At 63.0% G+C, this 17,936-nt stretch carries 17 protein-coding genes; 2 read left to right on the top strand and 15 right to left on the bottom strand.

All coding sequences use genetic code 11. The annotated features are described in order from the left end of the window. Nucleotides 1-36: 36 nt before the first annotated feature. On the top strand, nt 37-909 hold the full coding sequence (locus M5C71_RS01870) for a LysR family transcriptional regulator (RefSeq protein ID WP_103497460.1): 873 nt from the start codon (nt 37-39) through the stop codon (nt 907-909). 82 nt (nt 910-991) lie between these two features. Then, the gene (locus tag M5C71_RS01865; RefSeq protein WP_103497461.1) at nt 992-1,411 is read left to right on the top strand and encodes a hypothetical protein; all 420 of its coding nucleotides are present in this window, start codon (nt 992-994) and stop codon (nt 1,409-1,411) included. Between the two features lie 173 nt (nt 1,412-1,584). Here M5C71_RS01865 and M5C71_RS01860 read toward each other — a convergent pair whose 3' ends face one another. The 15 genes from M5C71_RS01860 to M5C71_RS01790 all read right to left on the bottom strand — a co-directional run bounded on the left by M5C71_RS01860 (nt 1,585) and on the right by M5C71_RS01790 (nt 17,841). Further along, complete coding sequence (locus tag M5C71_RS01860) at nt 1,585-2,883, bottom strand: chloride channel protein (protein ID WP_248767074.1); 1,299 nt, start codon at nt 2,881-2,883, stop codon at nt 1,585-1,587. A gap of 164 nt (nt 2,884-3,047) precedes the next feature. Then, nucleotides 3,048-4,658 carry a gamma-glutamyltransferase family protein gene (locus M5C71_RS01855; protein ID WP_248767073.1) on the bottom strand — a complete coding sequence of 537 codons (1,611 nt, stop codon included), beginning with the start codon at nt 4,656-4,658 and terminating at the stop codon, nt 3,048-3,050. A gap of 30 nt (nt 4,659-4,688) precedes the next feature. Beyond that, the gene (locus M5C71_RS01850; protein ID WP_152739156.1) at nt 4,689-5,468 is read right to left on the bottom strand and encodes an amino acid ABC transporter ATP-binding protein; all 780 of its coding nucleotides are present in this window, start codon (nt 5,466-5,468) and stop codon (nt 4,689-4,691) included. A gap of 2 nt (nt 5,469-5,470) precedes the next feature. Beyond that, nucleotides 5,471-6,247, bottom strand: coding sequence for an amino acid ABC transporter permease (locus tag M5C71_RS01845; protein WP_248767072.1), 777 nt, complete (start codon nt 6,245-6,247; stop codon nt 5,471-5,473). 12 nt (nt 6,248-6,259) lie between these two features. Next, the gene (locus M5C71_RS01840) at nt 6,260-7,066 is read right to left on the bottom strand and encodes an ABC transporter substrate-binding protein (protein WP_248767071.1); all 807 of its coding nucleotides are present in this window, start codon (nt 7,064-7,066) and stop codon (nt 6,260-6,262) included. 72 nt (nt 7,067-7,138) lie between these two features. Further along, nucleotides 7,139-7,807 (bottom strand): GntR family transcriptional regulator, encoded by a 669-nt coding sequence (locus M5C71_RS01835; RefSeq protein ID WP_103497466.1) that lies wholly within the window; start codon nt 7,805-7,807, stop codon nt 7,139-7,141. A gap of 215 nt (nt 7,808-8,022) precedes the next feature. After that, nucleotides 8,023-8,265: a DUF1652 domain-containing protein gene (locus M5C71_RS01830; protein WP_103497467.1), complete on the bottom strand. Its 243-nt coding sequence runs from the start codon at nt 8,263-8,265 to the stop codon at nt 8,023-8,025. Nucleotides 8,266-8,406: 141 nt separating this feature from the next. Further along, nucleotides 8,407-9,888, bottom strand: coding sequence for a helix-turn-helix transcriptional regulator (locus tag M5C71_RS01825; RefSeq protein WP_248767070.1), 1,482 nt, complete (start codon nt 9,886-9,888; stop codon nt 8,407-8,409). A gap of 82 nt (nt 9,889-9,970) precedes the next feature. After that, on the bottom strand, nt 9,971-10,693 hold the full coding sequence (locus M5C71_RS01820; RefSeq protein WP_177099022.1) for a dienelactone hydrolase family protein: 723 nt from the start codon (nt 10,691-10,693) through the stop codon (nt 9,971-9,973). Nucleotides 10,694-10,760: 67 nt separating this feature from the next. Further along, entirely contained in the window at nt 10,761-11,798 is a 1,038-nt protein-coding gene (locus M5C71_RS01815; protein ID WP_248767069.1) for a purine nucleoside permease, read from the bottom strand. Between the two features lie 23 nt (nt 11,799-11,821). Beyond that, the gene (locus M5C71_RS01810; RefSeq protein ID WP_103497471.1) at nt 11,822-12,802 is read right to left on the bottom strand and encodes a nucleoside-specific channel-forming protein Tsx; all 981 of its coding nucleotides are present in this window, start codon (nt 12,800-12,802) and stop codon (nt 11,822-11,824) included. A gap of 223 nt (nt 12,803-13,025) precedes the next feature. Further along, nucleotides 13,026-13,256, bottom strand: coding sequence for a hypothetical protein (locus M5C71_RS01805; RefSeq protein ID WP_103497472.1), 231 nt, complete (start codon nt 13,254-13,256; stop codon nt 13,026-13,028). Nucleotides 13,257-13,367: 111 nt separating this feature from the next. Continuing rightward, nucleotides 13,368-15,542 carry a hypothetical protein gene (locus M5C71_RS01800; RefSeq protein WP_248767068.1) on the bottom strand — a complete coding sequence of 725 codons (2,175 nt, stop codon included), beginning with the start codon at nt 15,540-15,542 and terminating at the stop codon, nt 13,368-13,370. Further along, complete coding sequence (locus M5C71_RS01795; protein ID WP_103497474.1) at nt 15,529-16,731, bottom strand: DUF3142 domain-containing protein; 1,203 nt, start codon at nt 16,729-16,731, stop codon at nt 15,529-15,531. Before M5C71_RS01795 ends, M5C71_RS01800 begins: the two co-directional genes overlap by 14 nt. Before the next feature lie 63 nt (nt 16,732-16,794). Further along, on the bottom strand, nt 16,795-17,841 hold the full coding sequence (locus M5C71_RS01790; protein ID WP_103497475.1) for a phytoene/squalene synthase family protein: 1,047 nt from the start codon (nt 17,839-17,841) through the stop codon (nt 16,795-16,797). Between the last annotated feature and the right edge of the window lie 95 nt (nt 17,842-17,936).

Below are 17,936 nucleotides of genomic sequence, written 5' to 3'. Positions count from 1 at the left end.
TATTGAATAAGTCTCGCTTCATACCCAGGAGGTATCGTGGAGCTTCGTCATTTGCGTTATTTCAAGGTGCTCGCCCAGACCTTGAACTTCACCCGTGCGGCCGAGTTGTTGAACATCGCCCAACCGCCCCTGAGCCGGCAGATCCAGCAACTGGAAGATGAATTGGGGGTGGCGCTGCTGGAGCGTTCGCGGCCCTTGCGCCTGACCGAGGCCGGGCGTTTTTTCCAGGAGCATTCCAGCCAGCTGCTCGAACAGCTTGAGCGGGTTTGTGACGATACCCGGCGCGTGGCCGCCGGCCGCAAGCGCTGGTTGGGTATCGGCTTTGCGCCTTCGACCCTCTACGGTGCCCTGCCCGACCTGATCCGCCGCCTGCGCAGTTTTGGCGATATCGAGCTGGGCCTGTCGGAGCTGATCACCCTGCAACAACTGGAGGCGCTGAAAAGCGGGCGGATCGATATCGGCTTTGGGCGGATGCTGTTCGATGATCCGGCCATCGTCCAGAAAGTCCTCCGCCAGGATCCCCTGGTCGCAGCCTTGCCGGCCGGGCATCCGCTGCTCGGGCGACCGGTCAGCCTCAAGGAGTTGGCCGCGCAGCCGTTTATCCTCTACCCCGCCAGCCCGCGCCCCAGCTATGCCGACCATGTCCTGGGGGTGTTCGCCGGGCATGGCCTGAGTATCCACGTGGCGCAGATGGCCAACGAACTGCAGACCACCATCGGCCTGGTGGCCGCCGGGGTCGGCATTGCCCTGGTACCGGCCTCGGTTCAGCGCTTGCACCGGGATGACATTGGTTACACCTCGTTGCAGGACAGCAGCATCACCTCGCCCATCGTGCTCAGCTACCGGGCGGGCGACGTCTCGGAGGTGTTGCAGCGTTGTCTGAACCTGTTGAACAGTCATGACGAGTAGCACTTTTTCGAGCGCTTTTCATTTGTCTGATCCCACGGTTGGTTGCAAACTGCAAATCTGCCGTGATCTACAAGGAGCCAGAATGACCGAGCACAGCACGGGGGTCACACTCACTGCCAAGGGCCTGGTGTTCGAGGATGACTGTGGCGAACCCTTTCTGCAGGACGACGCCGTGCGCGGGCTGCTGGAGAAAGTCTTTGCCGATAGCGGCGTCGATATCACCGCGATCCACACCCAGAGCCAGTACAAGAAGGCCTTGCGGCATGTGATGATCAGTTCGATCCAGGGTCCGGGCGGTATCGAGGCGATCCTGGCCATGGCGCTACAAGGCGTCGAGCTGCTGCATCAGCAATTCGCCGGGCGCGATGACTTCCAGTCGCGGCTGTGTGCCGGTGCGCTGCAAGGCCTGTTGAATGGCGATCCGGATGGTTTGGCCAAGGCCAAGAGAGCCAGCAAGATACTTGCCAGCGGCTTGCGCCCAGTCGCCGCGCCACGAGAGTAGGAGCAGCGAAGCGTTGGCAGCCTTGAGGGCCTCTTCGCGGGCAAGCCCTGCTCCTACAGTGGGCTGTTGAATACAGATCTTGCGTACGACATGAACCTGTAGGAGCAGAGCTTGCTCGCGAACCGCTGCAAGCGGCCATTCACCGCAGAGCTACGGCACCGACGCCAGGGGAGTCAGCGCTTAGACCTGTTGATCACCTCACACAAGCGACTCATGCACACCGAGCCCACCACCGCGAGAATGATCGGCACCAGGAAGTCGTGATCGATCCGGGTGAACTCCGCCACCAGCACAATGGCCGTGAGCGGCATGCTCATGGAGGCCGCCAGGAATGCCGCCGCACCGACAATGGCAAAGGCCCCCAGGGCAACACCTGGAAATGCCAGGCTCCATAATCCCCCCAGCAGAATCGCCATCAGCGCACCAATCGCCAGGGCGGGCGTCAGCAGCCCGCCTTCGGCCCCGGCCCGCAAGCTGGCGCTGGTCACCAGCACCTTGGCCACCAACAGCGCGGCCGCCAGCCCCAACGTCAGTTCGCTGTCAAAGCCCAACTGCGCCGGCCCCTTGCCGTTACCCAGCACCTGGGGCAGATAGACCGCCACGCAACCGATCAGGGTGAAGTTGATCAAGGACAACACCGGCAAGCGCCAGCCGCGGGCAGCCTGGATCCGGGCGCGACCGGTCAGTTGCACAAAACCATAAGCGGCGAGCCCGAACAGCGGCCCGGCCAGCATCGACCAGGCGAGCAGCCCGGGTGTCAGCGCCAGGCTCGGCACCACGTATTGCACCTGCGCGCCCAGTCCAACCCAGGCCACGGCGGCGCCAATCGCCGAAGTCGCCAGGGCCATGATCGCCGCCGGCCAACTGAACACCGCCAGCAAGCCTTCCAGGACAAATACCGCGCCCCCCAATGGCACGTTATAGACCGCCGCCAACCCGGCCCCTGCCCCGCAGGCAATCAGCAGCCGGTGGGTTTCGGGGGGCAACTGCGCCTTGCGCGATAACCAGGCACCGACCAGTGCGCCGACCTCCCGGGGCGCGACTTCACGGCCCAGCGGCGAGCCCAGGGCCACGGTGATAATCTGCAACAGCGCATGGCACACCGTGGTTTTGGGCGGCATCGCCGGTCCGTCGGGCGCCACGGCTTTCTTGATACCGACCAGCGGACTGCCGAATCGATAGATCGCCCACCAGCCCAGGCCCGCCACCAGACCGCAGAGCGCCAGGGCCAGGATCCGTCGCGACGTCGAGGCGCTGCTCACGCCGATCAGGAAACTTTCATGGCTGGTGAGGCTGTCCTGGCCATAGCCGTAGGCCAGGTGCTGGATCGCGTGCAACAACATCGCCAGCAGCGTGCCGCCGAGACCCGCACCGATGCCGGTGAGGATGACCACGAGGGAGAGAACGAATAATGCGTGGACTCTGGAACGAACCTTGGTTTCAGTGTGTAGCGACGATTCCGGCAAGGCCATTCAAGACTCCGCGAGGTCTGGTGCACAACGACCGGATGGCCGCACGCCGGAGGTGATTATGTCGCCTGTCGCGACATCTGCACATCCCGCTCTGCCAGCCATCCTATCCTCAAGCACCTCCGTCCTTCCGGTATTGGGCAGTCACCTTGAGGATCTGAGCACCTTTACCACACGGCGATATGGGAATCGGTACGCGGTTCGGTACCGCCGCACAGCACACCGCTGAGCGGGTCGCGCAGAATGATCTGGCCACGTCCATATTCGGTGAGGTCACAGGTGATTTGCACCTGATGGCCGCGCCGCGCCAGCCCCATCGCCAGGTCCCGTGAAGCGCCCTGCTCGATACCCACCTTCATCTCCCCCAGCCATTGCCAGCGCGGTGCATCCAGGGCGGCCTGGGGGTTGAGAGCGAAGTCCACCAGGTTCATCACCATCTGCACGTGGCCCTGGGGCTGCATATAGCCGCCCATCACACCGAACGGCCCGAGGGGTTCGCTGCCCTGGCTGAGAAAGCCGGGGATGATCGTGTGATAGGTCTTCTTGCCGGGCACCAGGCAGTTGGCATGGCTCGGGTCGAGGCTGAATTCCTGCCCACGGTTCTGCAAGGCGATGCCGCTGTCGGGCAGCACCACGCCGGAACCGAAGCCGTGATAGTTGCTCTGGATAAACGAAACCATATTGCCTTCGGCATCGGCGCTGGCCAGGTACACCGTGCCGCTGGCATGGGGATCGCCAGGCGCGGGCGGCAGCGCCTGCTCGCCGATCTGCCCGCGGCGTCGGGCGCTGTAGTCGTCGCTGAGCAGGTCCGCCACCGCTACCCGCATATGCAAGGGGTCGGTGATGTAGTGCAGGCCGTCGCTGTAGGCCAGCTTCATGGCCTCCAGCTGGCGATGCCAGGTCTGCTGGCTGTCGCGATGGTCAAAGCTGAAGCCTTCAAGGATTTTCAACGCCATCAACGCCACCAGCCCCTGGCCGCTGGGCGGGATTTCCCAGACGTCATAACCGCGGTAGTTGATATGGATCGGCTCGACCCACTGCGCGCGATAACCCTGCAGGTCGCTGCTGCGCAGGTAGCCGCCGGTGGCACAGGAATGGGCATCCAGGCGCGCGGCCAGTTCGCCGCGATAGAGGCTTTCGCAGGCCGTGGCGGCCAGTTCTTCAAGGGTCCGGGCCTGGGCCGGGTTGCGGAACAGTTCACCGGCCCGGGGTGCACGGCCCTCGATCAGGAACGTCTCGAACCAGGGCTCAAGCACCGCGTCGCGCTGCGGACTGAACTCGACCAGCGCCTGTTGCCATTTGTAGGCGATGACCGGCGACACGGGAAAACCCTCCCGGGCCAGGCTGATGGCCGGCTGCAGCAGCTCGGCAAAGGGCAACTTGCCAAAGCGTTTCGACAATTCGGCCCAGGCCGACGGGCAGCCCGGTACGGTTACCGGGGTCCAACCATACAGCGGCATTTGTGTATGCCCCGCCGCTTTGACCGCCTCGATGCTCAGGGCCGCCGGGGCCTGGCCGTTGCCGTTGAGGCCGTGCAGTTTGCCCTTGCACCAGACCAGCGCGAAGGCATCGCCACCGAGGCCACAGCCGGTGGGCTCGACCACCGTCAGCGCCGCCGCCGTGGCGATGGCAGCGTCAATCGCATTGCCGCCCTTGCGCATGATCTCGATGCCGGCTTCGGCGGCCAGGGGTTGCGAGGCCGCCACCATGCCACGGCGGGCAAACACGCTCTGGCGTTGCGACGGATAAGGATATTCGTGGGCAGAAAATTTCAACATGGCAAAAGTTCTTCCAAACAAGGGTTGGTTTCACAACACACGGCTGAGAAAAGCTTGGGTACGCGGATGCGCGGGCCGACTGAAAATCTGCTCCGGTGGCCCCTGCTCGATCAGTTCGCCCTGGTCAAGGACCACCACGCGGTCGGCGACTTCCCGGGCAAAGCCCATTTCGTGGGTCACCACCACCATGGTCATGCCCTCCTCGGCCAACTGCTTCATCACCTGCAACACCTCGCCGACGGTTTCCGGGTCGAGGGCGCTGGTGGGCTCGTCGAACAGCATGGCCTGGGGCTTCATCGCCAGGGCCCGGGCGATCGCCACCCGCTGCTGCTGACCGCCGGAAAGCATCGAGGGGTAATGCCCCGCCTTGTCCGCCAGGCCGACCCGGGCGAGCAAGGCCCGCGCCTGCTCCAGCGCCTCGGCCCGCGACATGCCGAGCACCTGGATCGGTGCCTCGATGATATTTTCCAGGGCGGTCATATGGGGGAACAGGTTGAAACGCTGGAAGACCATGCCGATATCCCGGCGCTGACGGGCGATATTGCGTTCGGAGTCACGCACCAGGCTGCCGTCGGCACGCTCGCGGTAACCCATGGCCCGGCCGTTGACGCGAATACGCCCACCCTGGATATCTTCCAGCAGGTTGATGCAGCGGATGAAGGTGGTCTTGCCCGAGCCCGAGGCGCCGATCAGCACGACCACTTCACCGCGGCGTACCTGCAGGGAAATGCCCTTGAGGATCTGCAAATCGCCAAAGGACTTTTGAATGTCCAGCGCTTCGATGATCAGTTCTTCGCTCTTGTGCGCCATGTTCAACGCCCCCTCAGCAGTTTAAAGGCACTGCGACCAAACATCCGGCTGGAGGCCGGCGGCGGTGACGACGGCCGGTCCGACTGACCGAAGCGTGCTTCGAGCCAGCGCTGGAAGAAGCCCCACAGTGTAGTGAGCAACAGGAAATAGATCGCCACCACCAGGTACAGTTCGAACACCCGGAAGGTCGCCGAGGTCACCATCTGTGTACTCAGCAACAACTCCTGCACCCCGATCACACTGACCAGCGTGGTGTTCTTGAGCATCACGTTGAACTCGTTGCCCAGCGCCGGCACGATCACCCGGAAGGCCTGGGGCAGGACGATGCGCCGCATCAGTTTGCCGAAGGTCATGCCCAGCGAACGTCCGGCCTCGTACTGGCCCTTGTCCACCGCACCGATCCCGGCGCGGATGATCTCGGCCATATAGGCGCCTTCGTTCAGGCCCAGGGCGATGATCGCCGCCTGGATATTGCCCGGTATCACCAGGCCGAACAGTTCCAGGTCCTCGAAACGGAAGATCCCGCCGGCCGCCAGCGCGGTGTAGAGAAAGACGATCTGCACCAGCAACGGCGTGCCGCGCATCAGCCACACGTAGAAACGTACCGGCAGGTGCAGCAAGGGACTGCGTGACAGCCGCAGCAATGCCGCGGCCAGCCCGAGTACACAGCCCAGCGACATCGCCAGCACGCTGATCAGGCAGGTCAGCCAGAGCCCGGTGAGGTAGACCCCGCTGGGCTGCAACAGGTACTGCCAGAACACTTGCCAATTGAAGTTCATCGGGCGCCCGCCTCAGTCGAGTGTGTCGCTGGCGACATGCCATTTGCCCAGCAGTTGGGCGTAGCTGCCGTCATTGCGCATATCAGTGACGATCTGCTGCACGGCCTTGCCCAGTTGCGGATCGTCCTTGCGAATCCCCAGGCCAGTGAGAATCCGGCTGAAGGCCGGCACGCCCTCTTCGAACAGATCGGGGGCCATGGCGGCGTAGTAACCGGCGGTTTCCACGGTGGTGCCGTAGGCGTCGACCTGGCTGATACGCAGGGCCTGGAAGGCATCGGTGTCGGTGTTGTAGACCACCAGCTTCATCGGCGTCTTGCCGGCCTTGGCCAGGGTGTCGTTCTCGGCGTCAAGCAGGGTCTTGATGGTCGAGCCGTTGAGCACCGCCACCTTGTGCCCCGAGAGATCGTCCAGGGCCTTGATGTGCTTCGGATTGCCCTTGGGCACCACCACCGACTGGCTGGAATACATGTAGTTGACGATGTCGATCACTTCCCGCCGTTCGGGCTTGTCGAACAGTTGGTCGACGATCATGTCGCATTGTTGCGCCAGCAGCGCCGGCAGCAGCCCGGAGAAGGGAATGACCCGCCATTGCACCGTCTTGTTATCCAGCCGTTTGGCAATTTCCAGACCCAGGTCGACGGTCAGGCCCCTGGGCTTCTGGGCCTCGTCGAACGACACCAGCGGGGGTGAATCCATGCCCGAGCAATAGGTCAGTTTTGCGACCTTCTGCAAACGCTCCGGCACCTGGGGCGCGGCGACCGCCCCCTGCACCAGCAGCACCAGGGATACAGCGGCAAACAACACGCGAGGTTTATGCATGACCAGACACTCCTGTTCGTTGATAACGGGGCAGTTCTCAAAGTCAAGACACGGCCGGGCTTGAGCCCGGTTCTATTTTTTCGTTTGCAGAAAATCGATCAGCGCCGGCACCGTGCCCTCGATGTGCTGGCGCACCACGGCCTCGGCGTGCGCGGCATTGCCCGCGCGAATCGCGTCGAGGATCACCGCGTGTTCCTGGCGTGCGCTCAAGGGCTTTTCGCTGTGTTGCAACCACAGGCGCATCGGCGCCTCGATCAGTGAATAGAGGGCCGATATCTGCTTCATCAGCCGTGGCCGGCCGCTGAGGCTGCACAGGTATTCATGGAAGGCCCGATGCCGGCTGACCCACTCGGCGCTTTCGTCGCGGTAGTCGTCCATCTCGTCGAGCATCCGTTCCAGGGCCGCCAACTGGCGTTCGCCGATCTTCGGCACGGCCACGCGGATCGCCAGGCCTTCGAGGGCACTGCGCATATCGAAGACTTCCTGCAGCTCGTCGAACTCCAGGCCGCTGACAATCGCCCCGCGATTGGGCCGCAGGGTCACCAGGCCCTGGGCGTCCAGGCGACGAAAGGCCTCGCGCACCGGCATGCGGCTCATGCCGATCTCGCCGGCGATGTCCTCGGCGATCAGCCGGTCGCCTTTGCGGTAACGACCGCCACAGATCGCCTCCAGCAGAAAGGTGTAGGCCTCCTCCTCGGCGGTCCGGGGCTGACGGTCAACGTAAGCGGGAGCGAATTGCATGGGAAGCACCTTTGTCTTTTTGTATCCAATTATCCATGAATACAAAAAAAGCATAACGCGTGCCAGCTTCCTGAAAATGCATTCAAGGGTTTGATAGGAATAGGCTTTTGTCAGAAACAGGGCTATTCAGGAGGGCGTGGCGTAACGGCTGACTGCTACAAAAGAGCGCAGGGACGCGCCAAAGAGGTGAAGCAAAGTATCCGGTAACACCTCGGCTAACGGGCGCCGGAAGCGCGCTCGACCTTGAGCGTATTGGACTCAAGTTCCTCGCGCAGTTCCTCAAGTAGCCGCAGTGCCCCTTCGCGCCGGTGCAACAGGTTCAGGGCTATGCCCGTGACCATCAGGTCGACCCGCCCGCTCTCGGGGTCATAGACCCTGACACTCAGCGACGCTTCGCCCAGCAGGCATTCACAGGCAAGGGGCGCAAAGCCGCTTTCGAGCAAGCTGCGTAATTCCATTAGAGAGAGCACACCGGTGAGTCCCGTACCTGGTTATTCGTCACGCGGGCGACCCGCCCGCGCGTCAGGCAACCATGCTAAGAAAAACCGTGGAAGCTCTACACCCGTATATGCACTGGTGGCACTGGTGCATTTGCACCCTCAACGCCTGGTGACAAACAAGCCACGTTCGCGCGCCCAGACAATCGCCTCGCTGCGGCTGTGCACGTCGAGCTTGGAGTACACCGTGGCTACGTGATTGCGTACGGTATTGAGGGCCAGTTCGAGCCGTGCGGCGATTTCCTTGTCCGCCAGGCCCTCGCAGATCAGGCCCAGCACATCGCGTTCGCGCGGCGTCAGGTCGGCGAGGGAAAAGCCCGGCAGGTTGGGCGCACTGACACTTTTCACCGTGGCGAGCTTTTCGATCAGCTTCTGGCTGAACCAGGAGGCGTCCTGCATCACCGCTTCGATGGCCGTCACCAGCTCCAGCTCCGAACGTTTGCGCTCGGTGATATTGGTCAGCACCAGCAGGTAACAGGGCGCATCCTGGATCAGCACGGTGTCGGCCGACAGCACGCAATCGATGGGCTCACCGTTTTTCTGGCGGATCCGGAGGTCCAGGCTCTCCAGGCGTCCGGTTTTTTCCAGGGCCACGAACAGTCGTTCGCACAACACCCCATCCTCGATAAACCCCACGGCCTGGACACTGTGCCCAAGCAATTCTTCGGCGGCATAACCGGTGATGTTCAGGAAGGCTTCATTGGCGTCCATCAGTTGCTGGTTGTCCGCACTGCAGAGCAGGGTCGGTACCGGTGTCAGGCGAAAGGCCTTGGCAAAACGCTCCTCGCTCTGGCGCAAGGCGATTTCGATCTTGCGCCGCGGCTCCAGGTCCATAAAGGAAAACAGCATGCAGTTGTCCTCGTGGATATCCAGGGGCTGGCCGGCGACGATCACCAGTTTGCTGCCACCGTCCGCCAGCCTGATCTCCGCCTGCATCTGCGCAATGGTGGCGCCCTCCCCCAGGCGCTGGATGGCCAGGTCCCGGCGCTCGGCGTTTTCGAGCACATCCAGTTCGTAGACCGAGCGACCGATGACCTGTTCGCGGCTGTAGCCGGTCATCTCCAGGAAGCCCTGGTTGACCTTGACGTAGCGCAGGTCGCTGAGCCGACAGATCACCGCCGGTGCCGGGTTGGCACTGAAGGCTTTCTCGAAGCGCTGTTCGGCACTGGCCCAGTCGGTGGCGTTGCTGATGATCAGCACCAGGGACTCGGGGTCGCCGGCGCGATTGGTCAGGATCATGCTGCTGATACGCAGCACGCACAGGGGCGTCTGCTCATCGGCCTGGACACTCATCTCGACCACCAGATCGTCAAAGGTCTCGCCATTGGCAACCCGGACGATGGGGTATTGGTCGGCGCTCAGGGGATGATTGTTGCGATAACGCAGGTTGAAGCGTTCCTGATACTGCTCGGCATTGGCGCCCAGTTCGCTGAGCTGGCTGACGCCATGCATGGCCAGTGCGGCATCGTTGGCCCAGAGAATGCTCTGGTCGACCTCGATCAGGATCACGCCTTCGGACAGGCCGGCGATGATCTGCTGCAACTGGCGGCGGTTGGTTTCGGTCGCGAGGACATCCTGGCTCATCGTTTATCCCAAGTGGCCCGGTTAGGTCAAACATCTGACCCCCGAGCAACGCGCAAGTGCAATTGGAAAAACGTCGGGCCGGTCAGTGTTGCAACGAAGCACTGATCCAGTTTTTCAGATCCTCGACTTCCGTGGCGCTGATGGTGTGGCCGACGCCGGGATAGGAGTGAAACTGCGGCTCGATGGACAGGCCCTTCAGCACGCCCAGGGCCTCGGTCGCCCCGGCATAAGGCACCTGCGGATCGGCGGTGCCGTGACCGATAAAGACCTTCAACCCAGAGTACTTCGCCCCGCCCTTGAGTTCCGAACGCAACGCCGGCAACACCCGGCCGCTGAGGGAGGCGATACCGCGCAGGACCTCGGGATGCCGCAGCGCAACCTCATAAGTCATCATTGCGCCCTGGCTGAAACCCACCAGGAACACCTTGTCGGGCTGGGTGTGGTATTTCTCCGTGACCCGGGTGACAAAGTCGGTGATGGCCGCGGCGCTCTGCAACAGATCGCCGCTGTCGCCGTCGTACTGCGCCTCCCCGACCTTCTTGTGGAACCACTGGTAGGCGCCCAGGTCCAGTTCCAGGCGGCCGCGCACCGAAAGCACGGTGTAGTTGGCCGGCAGGTCGTCCTTGATGCCGAACAGATCGTCTTCGTTGCTGCCGTAACCATGCAGGAAAATCACCAACGGCTGGTCGTGGGTATCGGCATTGGCCTGGGCCTGGTAGGTCAACGGCATATCGGCGAGCAGTTCGGCTTGTGCCGCCGACGCGGTGCAGGCCAGCAACAAGGCCAGGGCCAGGGGTTTGAGCATGGTCGGGGTTCTCCGGGCGATCGGTGGGCGCCCAGCTTAGCACTGGCGGCGCGCCCCACCGAATCACTCAGTTCTCGGGAACGCCCTGCTCCCAGGCTTTCCAGTTGCCGAGGATCGCCTGCACCAACGGGTTACCCGCGCGGTACAGGTTTTCCAGGGCCGGGACAAAACCGCCCTGGTCGGCATACTTGAGCAGGTTGTCGACTTCGCTGTAGCCCGGATACGGCCGGTCGAAATCCGAACCGGCACGGACCACGGCCAGGCGATTGATATCCACCCGCCCGGCCTTGCTCGCGCGGAGCAAGGCTTCGTAGGTGGAGTTATCTTCCTGCTGGGTGGTGCAGTAGACGCCCTTGTTGTCCGTCAGCAAGCGGGTCCAGACCTCGGCCCGTTCACTCAGGCGTGTCCCGGAGAACCAGGTGTTGCCCGCCAGGGTGTCGCAGCGGGTCACGACCGGCGGCTGGTTGGCTGGCGCATAAGGGTATTTGACCCGCCAGGCCGCGGATTCCTTGCTCTCGCTCAAGCTCACCTGATGCGACAGGGCAAACGCCTTGGCCTGCAGCTTGGGGTTGAGTTCGAAGACTTCGGTCTTGTAGTCCAGCGGCGGCTTCTCGTTCGGCCCGCGGGTGTTGATGCCGATGTAGCCGGTGGGCCAGTCTTTCGGCGCATCCCGCGCGTCCAGTTCCCACTGGGTGCCGAACTCCACCAGGTAGTGGGCCCAGGCCGCGGTGCCGATGGTGCCTTGATGGGGGTTGATCCCGGCAATACCGGCAATCAGGAAGTACGACTGGCGCAGGTCGAACTGCGGCGACAACGCCAGGGCCAGGGTCGAGGCGGCGGCGTTGGTCTGGCCCATGCCGGTCACCAGCAGGCAGGTGTCCTGGTCATTGCAGCGAATGTTCGGGTACTCGGCGCTGAGGCCCGGCACCGGGATTTCATGCTTGAGGGCCAGGCGATCGATCCAGGTCTGCGCTTCCGGCGCGAACATGGTGATCAACATGACCTTGGGCTTGATCGGCGCCGTCGGTGCGGCCCAGGCCAGCTGTCCGGCCAGGCTGCCGAGCAGCAGGCCAGCGATAAGGGTGTGACGAGTCACAGTACGCATGAACGCTCCTATTAACGAGGGTTTCAGAATTGGTAGCCGACGCCGGCGTAATAACCCCAGCCGTTGGAACGGGCGCGGAAATCGTCGTCGCCGAAATTCAGCTGACTGCCGTCGCGCCAGTTGCCGCCGTTGTGGAAATAGCGTCCCACCAGGGTAAAACGCAAATGTGTAAAGGAATACAGCAGCACGTTGGTCGCCACCGTGGCATTGGCGGTACGCGCCGGATCGGTCTTGTGCAGGTCGGAGCCGAAATCGAAGTTGGTAAAGCCGATATAGGTCAGCGACGCGCCATTGCCGAAGTGGTCGATGGGCACGATGTACTTGAGCTGGGCGCGGTAGCCGTCCCACGAATACTCGTTGTTCGCGCCGTAGTTCTCCCACTGGTAGCGCCCGTAGAAGTTGGCCGACAGATTGACCCGCGAATGGGTGTCGATATCGGTACCCAGGCCGCTGTAGAGGGTATTGGCGCGGTTGGCGGTGCGGCTGCCGTGATCGTAGATCCAGTCGAAGGCCACATACCATTCCTTGAACGGGCCGATCGCCAGGCTGCGGCCGCTGAGGGCGTCGATGGAGATGCGTGGTTCGTGCTCCATGAACACCGGCGAGCCGTGGTCCCAGGCGCCCTGGTCATGGCTGTTGCCGATGCCGAAGACCTTCGGGATATCGACATAGCCGTAAAGTTCGAACGGGCCCTTACGACCGAAGTATTCGTATTCCAGGTAGACGTCATCGGCCGGACGAGGCCCGAAACTGATGTCCTTGCTGCCGATCACGGTCAGGTCCTGGTTGAACCAGTCGGACAGGTAGGCGCCCTGCTTCGCCGCAGGTCCTGCATCGGGGCTCAGTGCTTCGCCCTGGGCGGACTCATCGACAGGGGCCGATTGGGCCTGGGCTTCGCCATGGGTCAGCAGCGTCAGGCTGCCGAACAGCAGGGATAAAGCAAGACGGGTAAAACGCGGGGATGGCACGGCGTGCCGGAGCAGCGGCTGGAACAAGACGGACATTGAAACTCCCTGTTTTTATGGTGCTCGGTGGAAACGGCCAGGCGTACCGTCCTCCGATGGTGCGGCACTCCCTGGCCTCACCCACAACCTTACATATAGCGGTAACAAGCGCCTACAAAATATTGAAATATATGGAAATTAAATGTCAAAACTGTCGATTTGGTCAGGGAATTCGGGGGCAAATGCTGGATTGCTATCGTCAGCAATCCAGCCCCCACAGGGATCAAAGCGCCTGGAGACGCTCGACGATCTGGTTCTTCACTTTCAGTCGCCGTTCCTTCAGCGTTCGCAACGGATCATCCGCCGCCTGGGCCGACTCGGCCGCCAGCACTTCCTTGTCGATATCGTCGTATTGATCAAGCAGTTGGTTGAGCCTGGGGTCCTTGCTCCTGTGTTGCGCCAGCGCCTCTTTGTTCAACTTCAGGTCCGCGAGCAAATCGTGCTTGACCGGCATATCGTCACCTCTTGGTTCTGTGGGCAATACATGAAGTTCCAGAGCCGCCCCTTCATGAAAGGTTCAAGGCGATGCATCCCTAAGCAATAGCACGCCCTGGCCCTCCTTGCCTCAAAGCTTCGCTTTACGCCGACGTACCCACAGTGTCGCCAACCCGGCCAATAGCGCCAGGACGCCTGCGATCAGCGCCACCTTGTAAGGCCGCAACGCCGAGCGTACGGCGTTCAACGGCTCGGTCAGATAACGCTTGTTGGCCTGGTCGAAGTTCGGCTCCTGGCATTGCTGGCCGAAATTCGTCGCCCAGCTCACATACGGACCCTGCTCGACATAACGCTGGTAGAACTGGATTTCCTCGTCGCTCCCGGCGACCCAGCTCGCCGCCTTGCACAGCACGGCGGCGAAAGCCTGGCTGCTATGGGGTAACTGGTCGGCGGCCTGGCTGGCCAGGTCCGCCGCGACCCAACGATAGTGATAACGCCGGTCGGGCTTGGCCACGGTGGCCTGTTGTCGCTGGATTTCCGCGGTTTCGAGAAACGCTGCCGGTTGCAACGCAGGTGTGTCCAGGGCGTAGTAACCGTCCAGGGTGCGGTAATCCGGCGCCATCTCGTAGCCGAGGATTTCCATACCCGACTTTCGCGCTATGGTAGCCGCGGCAAACAACGACTCGGCGCGCCCAGTGGCGGTCCAACGCGACACCGCTTGTTGGCGGTCACGGCCATAATCCCGCGCTGTCGCCTGTAATTCGGGGCTGTCGAAGTACTTCGGTGCCTCATCGTAGCGCCCCTCGCGCAGCAGGCGTCGGGCCAGCAATTCACGCAGTTGCGCAGCCACCGGGCGGCGCACGTAATTCTCCTTGTCCTCGGGCTTTGCCGCCGGCGCCGCAGGCACATGGGCATCGACATAGGTTTTCAGCTCGTCGGTCGTCAGCACCCGCTCGGCCACGGTCGCGGCATCTTGCCAATAGATGTCCTGGCTGCGGTAGAGCTGGTCGAACGCTTGCAGGTAGTCGCCACGGTCCAGTGCCAGGATCGCACTTTCACCCTCGACCCGGCAGCCGGGCTGGACGGTCTCGAAGCTCCAGTCCGGCGCCCGCCGCGTGCCCCAGGCTTCATCCTTGGGAAAGGCCTTGGCCGCCTTGGCATAAGCGCTGGCGGCCTGGACCTTGTCGCCGTCGCGCAGGGCCAGCTTGGCCCGCACCCACCACGCCATACCACCGTCTCCGGCGTGTTCGACAAAGGCCTTGGCTCCCGCGTAGTCACCCTTCTGGTAGCTCAGCGCGGCCAGGCGATCAGCGTTGTCCAGACTACCGGCGGCACTGGCCAGCAGTAACTTGGACAGTCGCAGGTCCTGCTCCGGCTGTTCATCGAAGGCCCCGCCAACACGGCTCAACGCATAGGCGGTCAACAGCTCCTGGACGTTTTCCTCCTTGAGCAAGGTACGCAGCTCATCATCCGGCAACCCCGCCAGTTCGCCGGCGATCTGCTTGAGCGAGGTGTAGCCACTGTTGGAACCCAGCCGGCTCTGGCTGGCGTATAGCGCAATGGCGCGGTTCCAGTCATTGTCGAGCCTGACCAGCCTGGCTTCCTCACCCAGACTGGCAATCCCCAGCTCCAGCGGATCGCTGAAATCCCCGGCGCTCAGGTCCCGGGTCTGCTGGAACGCGAGCCGGGCCTGGGCCTGCAGCTCAATGCTGGTGGCGGCCGGAGCGCTGGCGTTATCCGCCGGGGTATCGACACCCGCCTCGGCCTGGACACTCAGGGCGACCAAGGCCCGCCCGAGGGAATACGCGGCCCAGGTGCTGCGCAGCTTGCGTTGGTCGGCCGGCAAGGCCAGGACCTGGCGGAAGTACTCCACCGCCCGCTGCGCATCACCGGCCTGGAAGGCCACGGCACCGGCGATATACAGCCGCAACTCGGCCGGCAGGCTGGCGCCCTGGGTTTCGACCTGCTGCGGATCTTGCAGGCCGCGCAAGCGCGTCACCTCGGCCCGCAGGTTTTCCGGCAGTTCGCTGGCTTCCACCTTATCCCGTTGCTCGCGATAGGGCTTGCTGTTGTCATCGCTGTCCCAGTACGGCGTCAGCGTCGCCTCGGTCGCCGGTTTCAGGCCGGCAACGGCTTCGCCGAGACGGTCGACCTCGAAGGCGAAGTTGGTTTCCGGCAGATCGGCCAGGGACTGGGCGCGATCATTCAGCAGACGCAAGGGGAAGTCCGGACCGCAGGCCAATGCCGATAACGGCAGACTGAGGGACAGGCACAGCAGGTGCCGAGGCCAGTTACGGGTAGACATTCCACGCTCCTTGATCGATTCGGGTACAGCGCGCCCAGCCGAGCGCACGTTGGCCATCAGCGGCGATACGCGCGCTGGACTGGCGGGTAAAAATGAGCTGCTTCGAGGTTTGCTGCAAGGTATAGCCATTGATGCCGTCGACACCATCACATTGCTCGGCGTCGAGCACCACGCGCTCGGGTAGCGGCCGGTCGAGATTGCCGACATTGGCCAGGCGTATGTCGTAGAGGCCGTCGTGGGCCGACAGTTCAACCTGCCATTGACTTGAGAGCGCTTCGCCACGGGCCACCGCGCGCAGGGTCGCCAGGCTCCAGGCGCGGCGATCACCGGGCAGCGGCAGGCGAAACCAGATCAGCCCGGCCAGATGCGCCGGCGGCGTGGTCCGCAGTTGTTGGGCCAGGGTTGCCAGTTGCTGCGGATCGGCCAACAGTTCGCGGCGTTCGCCGCCACGGTTCAGCGCGACTTCGCCTTCGACCACGGGCCCGCCCTGGTCGTCCGGCAACAAGGCCACGCCATAGGCCGGCAGCGCCAGGTAAAACGGCTTGTCGCTGACCCGCCCCCAGCGCTCGGCCCAGTCCCTGGCTTGGCCAGGATTGAACAGCCCGAGCCTCGGGTTGCTCACGGCATGCACCTGCAACACGCTGCTGTCGACCGCCTGCAACAAGGCCGGTAACTGCGGGCTGTCGAGCCAGGCCGGCAAGGCGGTGATGCTCAGTTTCAATGAAGGAGGCAACAGGCCGCGCAGTTTGACCAGGAAATCGGTATAACCCGGCAGGCGTGCGCTACCGCTGTCATGGTCGATTTCCAGCCCGGCGGGCGCCACGCCGCCAGCCTGCCAATCGGCCAGCAGCGTCGAGATTTGCGTGCGCGCGAGGTCCAGATCCAGGGCCGGAAGCTGGCCGTCGAGGCGAACCACCGCGATCACCGGCCGGCCATCGGCCTTGAGTTGCGCCAGATCCACCCGCGCCCTGCTCCACCCGGCCTTGGGCTGGGCCTGCAGGGCCAGCACCCGCAAGGTCGAGAAGTCAGCCCGGCTCCGGGCCAGCGCCTGCTCATGGGCCGGGCGCCATTGGCGTTGCCAGATGTAGAGTTGTTGGTCGAGGGGCGTTGTCGGTGCGGGCTGGCAGCCGCTGAACAGCAAGAGCAGGCCGAGGGGCACTAGCCTGCGGGTAGAAAAAATCAAGGACATACGAACCCTTATCGAACACGGCGGGCCTGTTTTGCCGGCATCTTACCTCAACAGCGCGGCACTTCAGAGACGGGTCAACGGTAACGAACGGGTCGCCTGATCGAACAGCCCCCGCAAGCCAGCGTTGTCTCCACCCAGCGAGCGCAGAGTGCCGAGGGTTGTCATTGCCAGGCCGCGGGGCACTTTCACCTGCGACCCGGAATGAAAATCGGCACGTCGATGCAGGTTACGCAATGTCAGTATCGCCAGGCCAATGGAGTGCAGGCAGAAAAACCTCAAGCTGGCGCGCTCGGGTGCAATCAGCAGCGTGTAGTCCAAGGCTCGGCGCAGATGAGCGTGGGCAATGCCGATCAGTTCTGTCAGCGCCGGCCCATAGCCAGGTTGCGTACTCGTGTGCAACGACAACAAGCACACGCCATGTCGTGCAAACAGGTCCCGTGGCAGCCAACAAACGCCACGCTGCCGGTCTTCCCATTGGTCCTTGAGGATATTGGTCAATTGCAACCCCTCGCCAAACGACACGGCCAGTGACGCCATCCGCTCCTGATGAACCACCAGTTCCGGCGCGAAGTCGACGAACAATTCGGTGAACATTTCGCCCACCACGCCCGCAACGCAGTAACAGTAGCGTTTGAGCTCGGACAAGGTCTCCAGCCCCTGCAAACCAACGACCCGCTGGAAATCCCCCATGCCGAGGCACATCACCCGCAGGCACCGCACAATGGCCACCTGCTGCGGTTCGTCAAGGGTCCGCAGCACTTCCAGTACCCGTGGCAACTGACTCAACAGTGCTCTTTCCGCCGGCGAACTGGCCTCGGAAAGCAAAGGGCCCAGCTCATCACAGAACGGCTGGGCATCGATCTCACCGAGAACTGCCCGGATGTACGCCGCTTCATAATGCTGCTTGTCGGTAATCGACAGCGTCGGCTCGTCCTCGATGGTATCGGCGATCCGACAGAGCAGGTAGGCGGTGGTCATGGCCGTGTTCAACGGCGGCGGCAATTGCGGGATGGTGAGGGCAAAAGACCGAGACACCTGAGGGAAAATCGCCTCCTGATAACCGAGGGCGCTCTGCGGTGCCAATGCTCCGGTTGCTTGGGTAAAGGGCATGGTCAGGCTCGTTGAATAAAAGAAATCGCTTGCGGCGTGTGCATCTTAACGGCTGGAAAACACCGACAAGATACCGCCTTGCAACAGATTGTTAT

This window comes from Pseudomonas sp. MWU12-2345 (assembly GCF_023242385.1).
Classification (GTDB): Bacteria; Pseudomonadota; Gammaproteobacteria; order Pseudomonadales; family Pseudomonadaceae; genus Aquipseudomonas; species Aquipseudomonas gingeri_D.
Note: the sequence above shows the minus strand (reverse complement) of the source record. Positions and strands in the feature narration are given on the sequence as shown.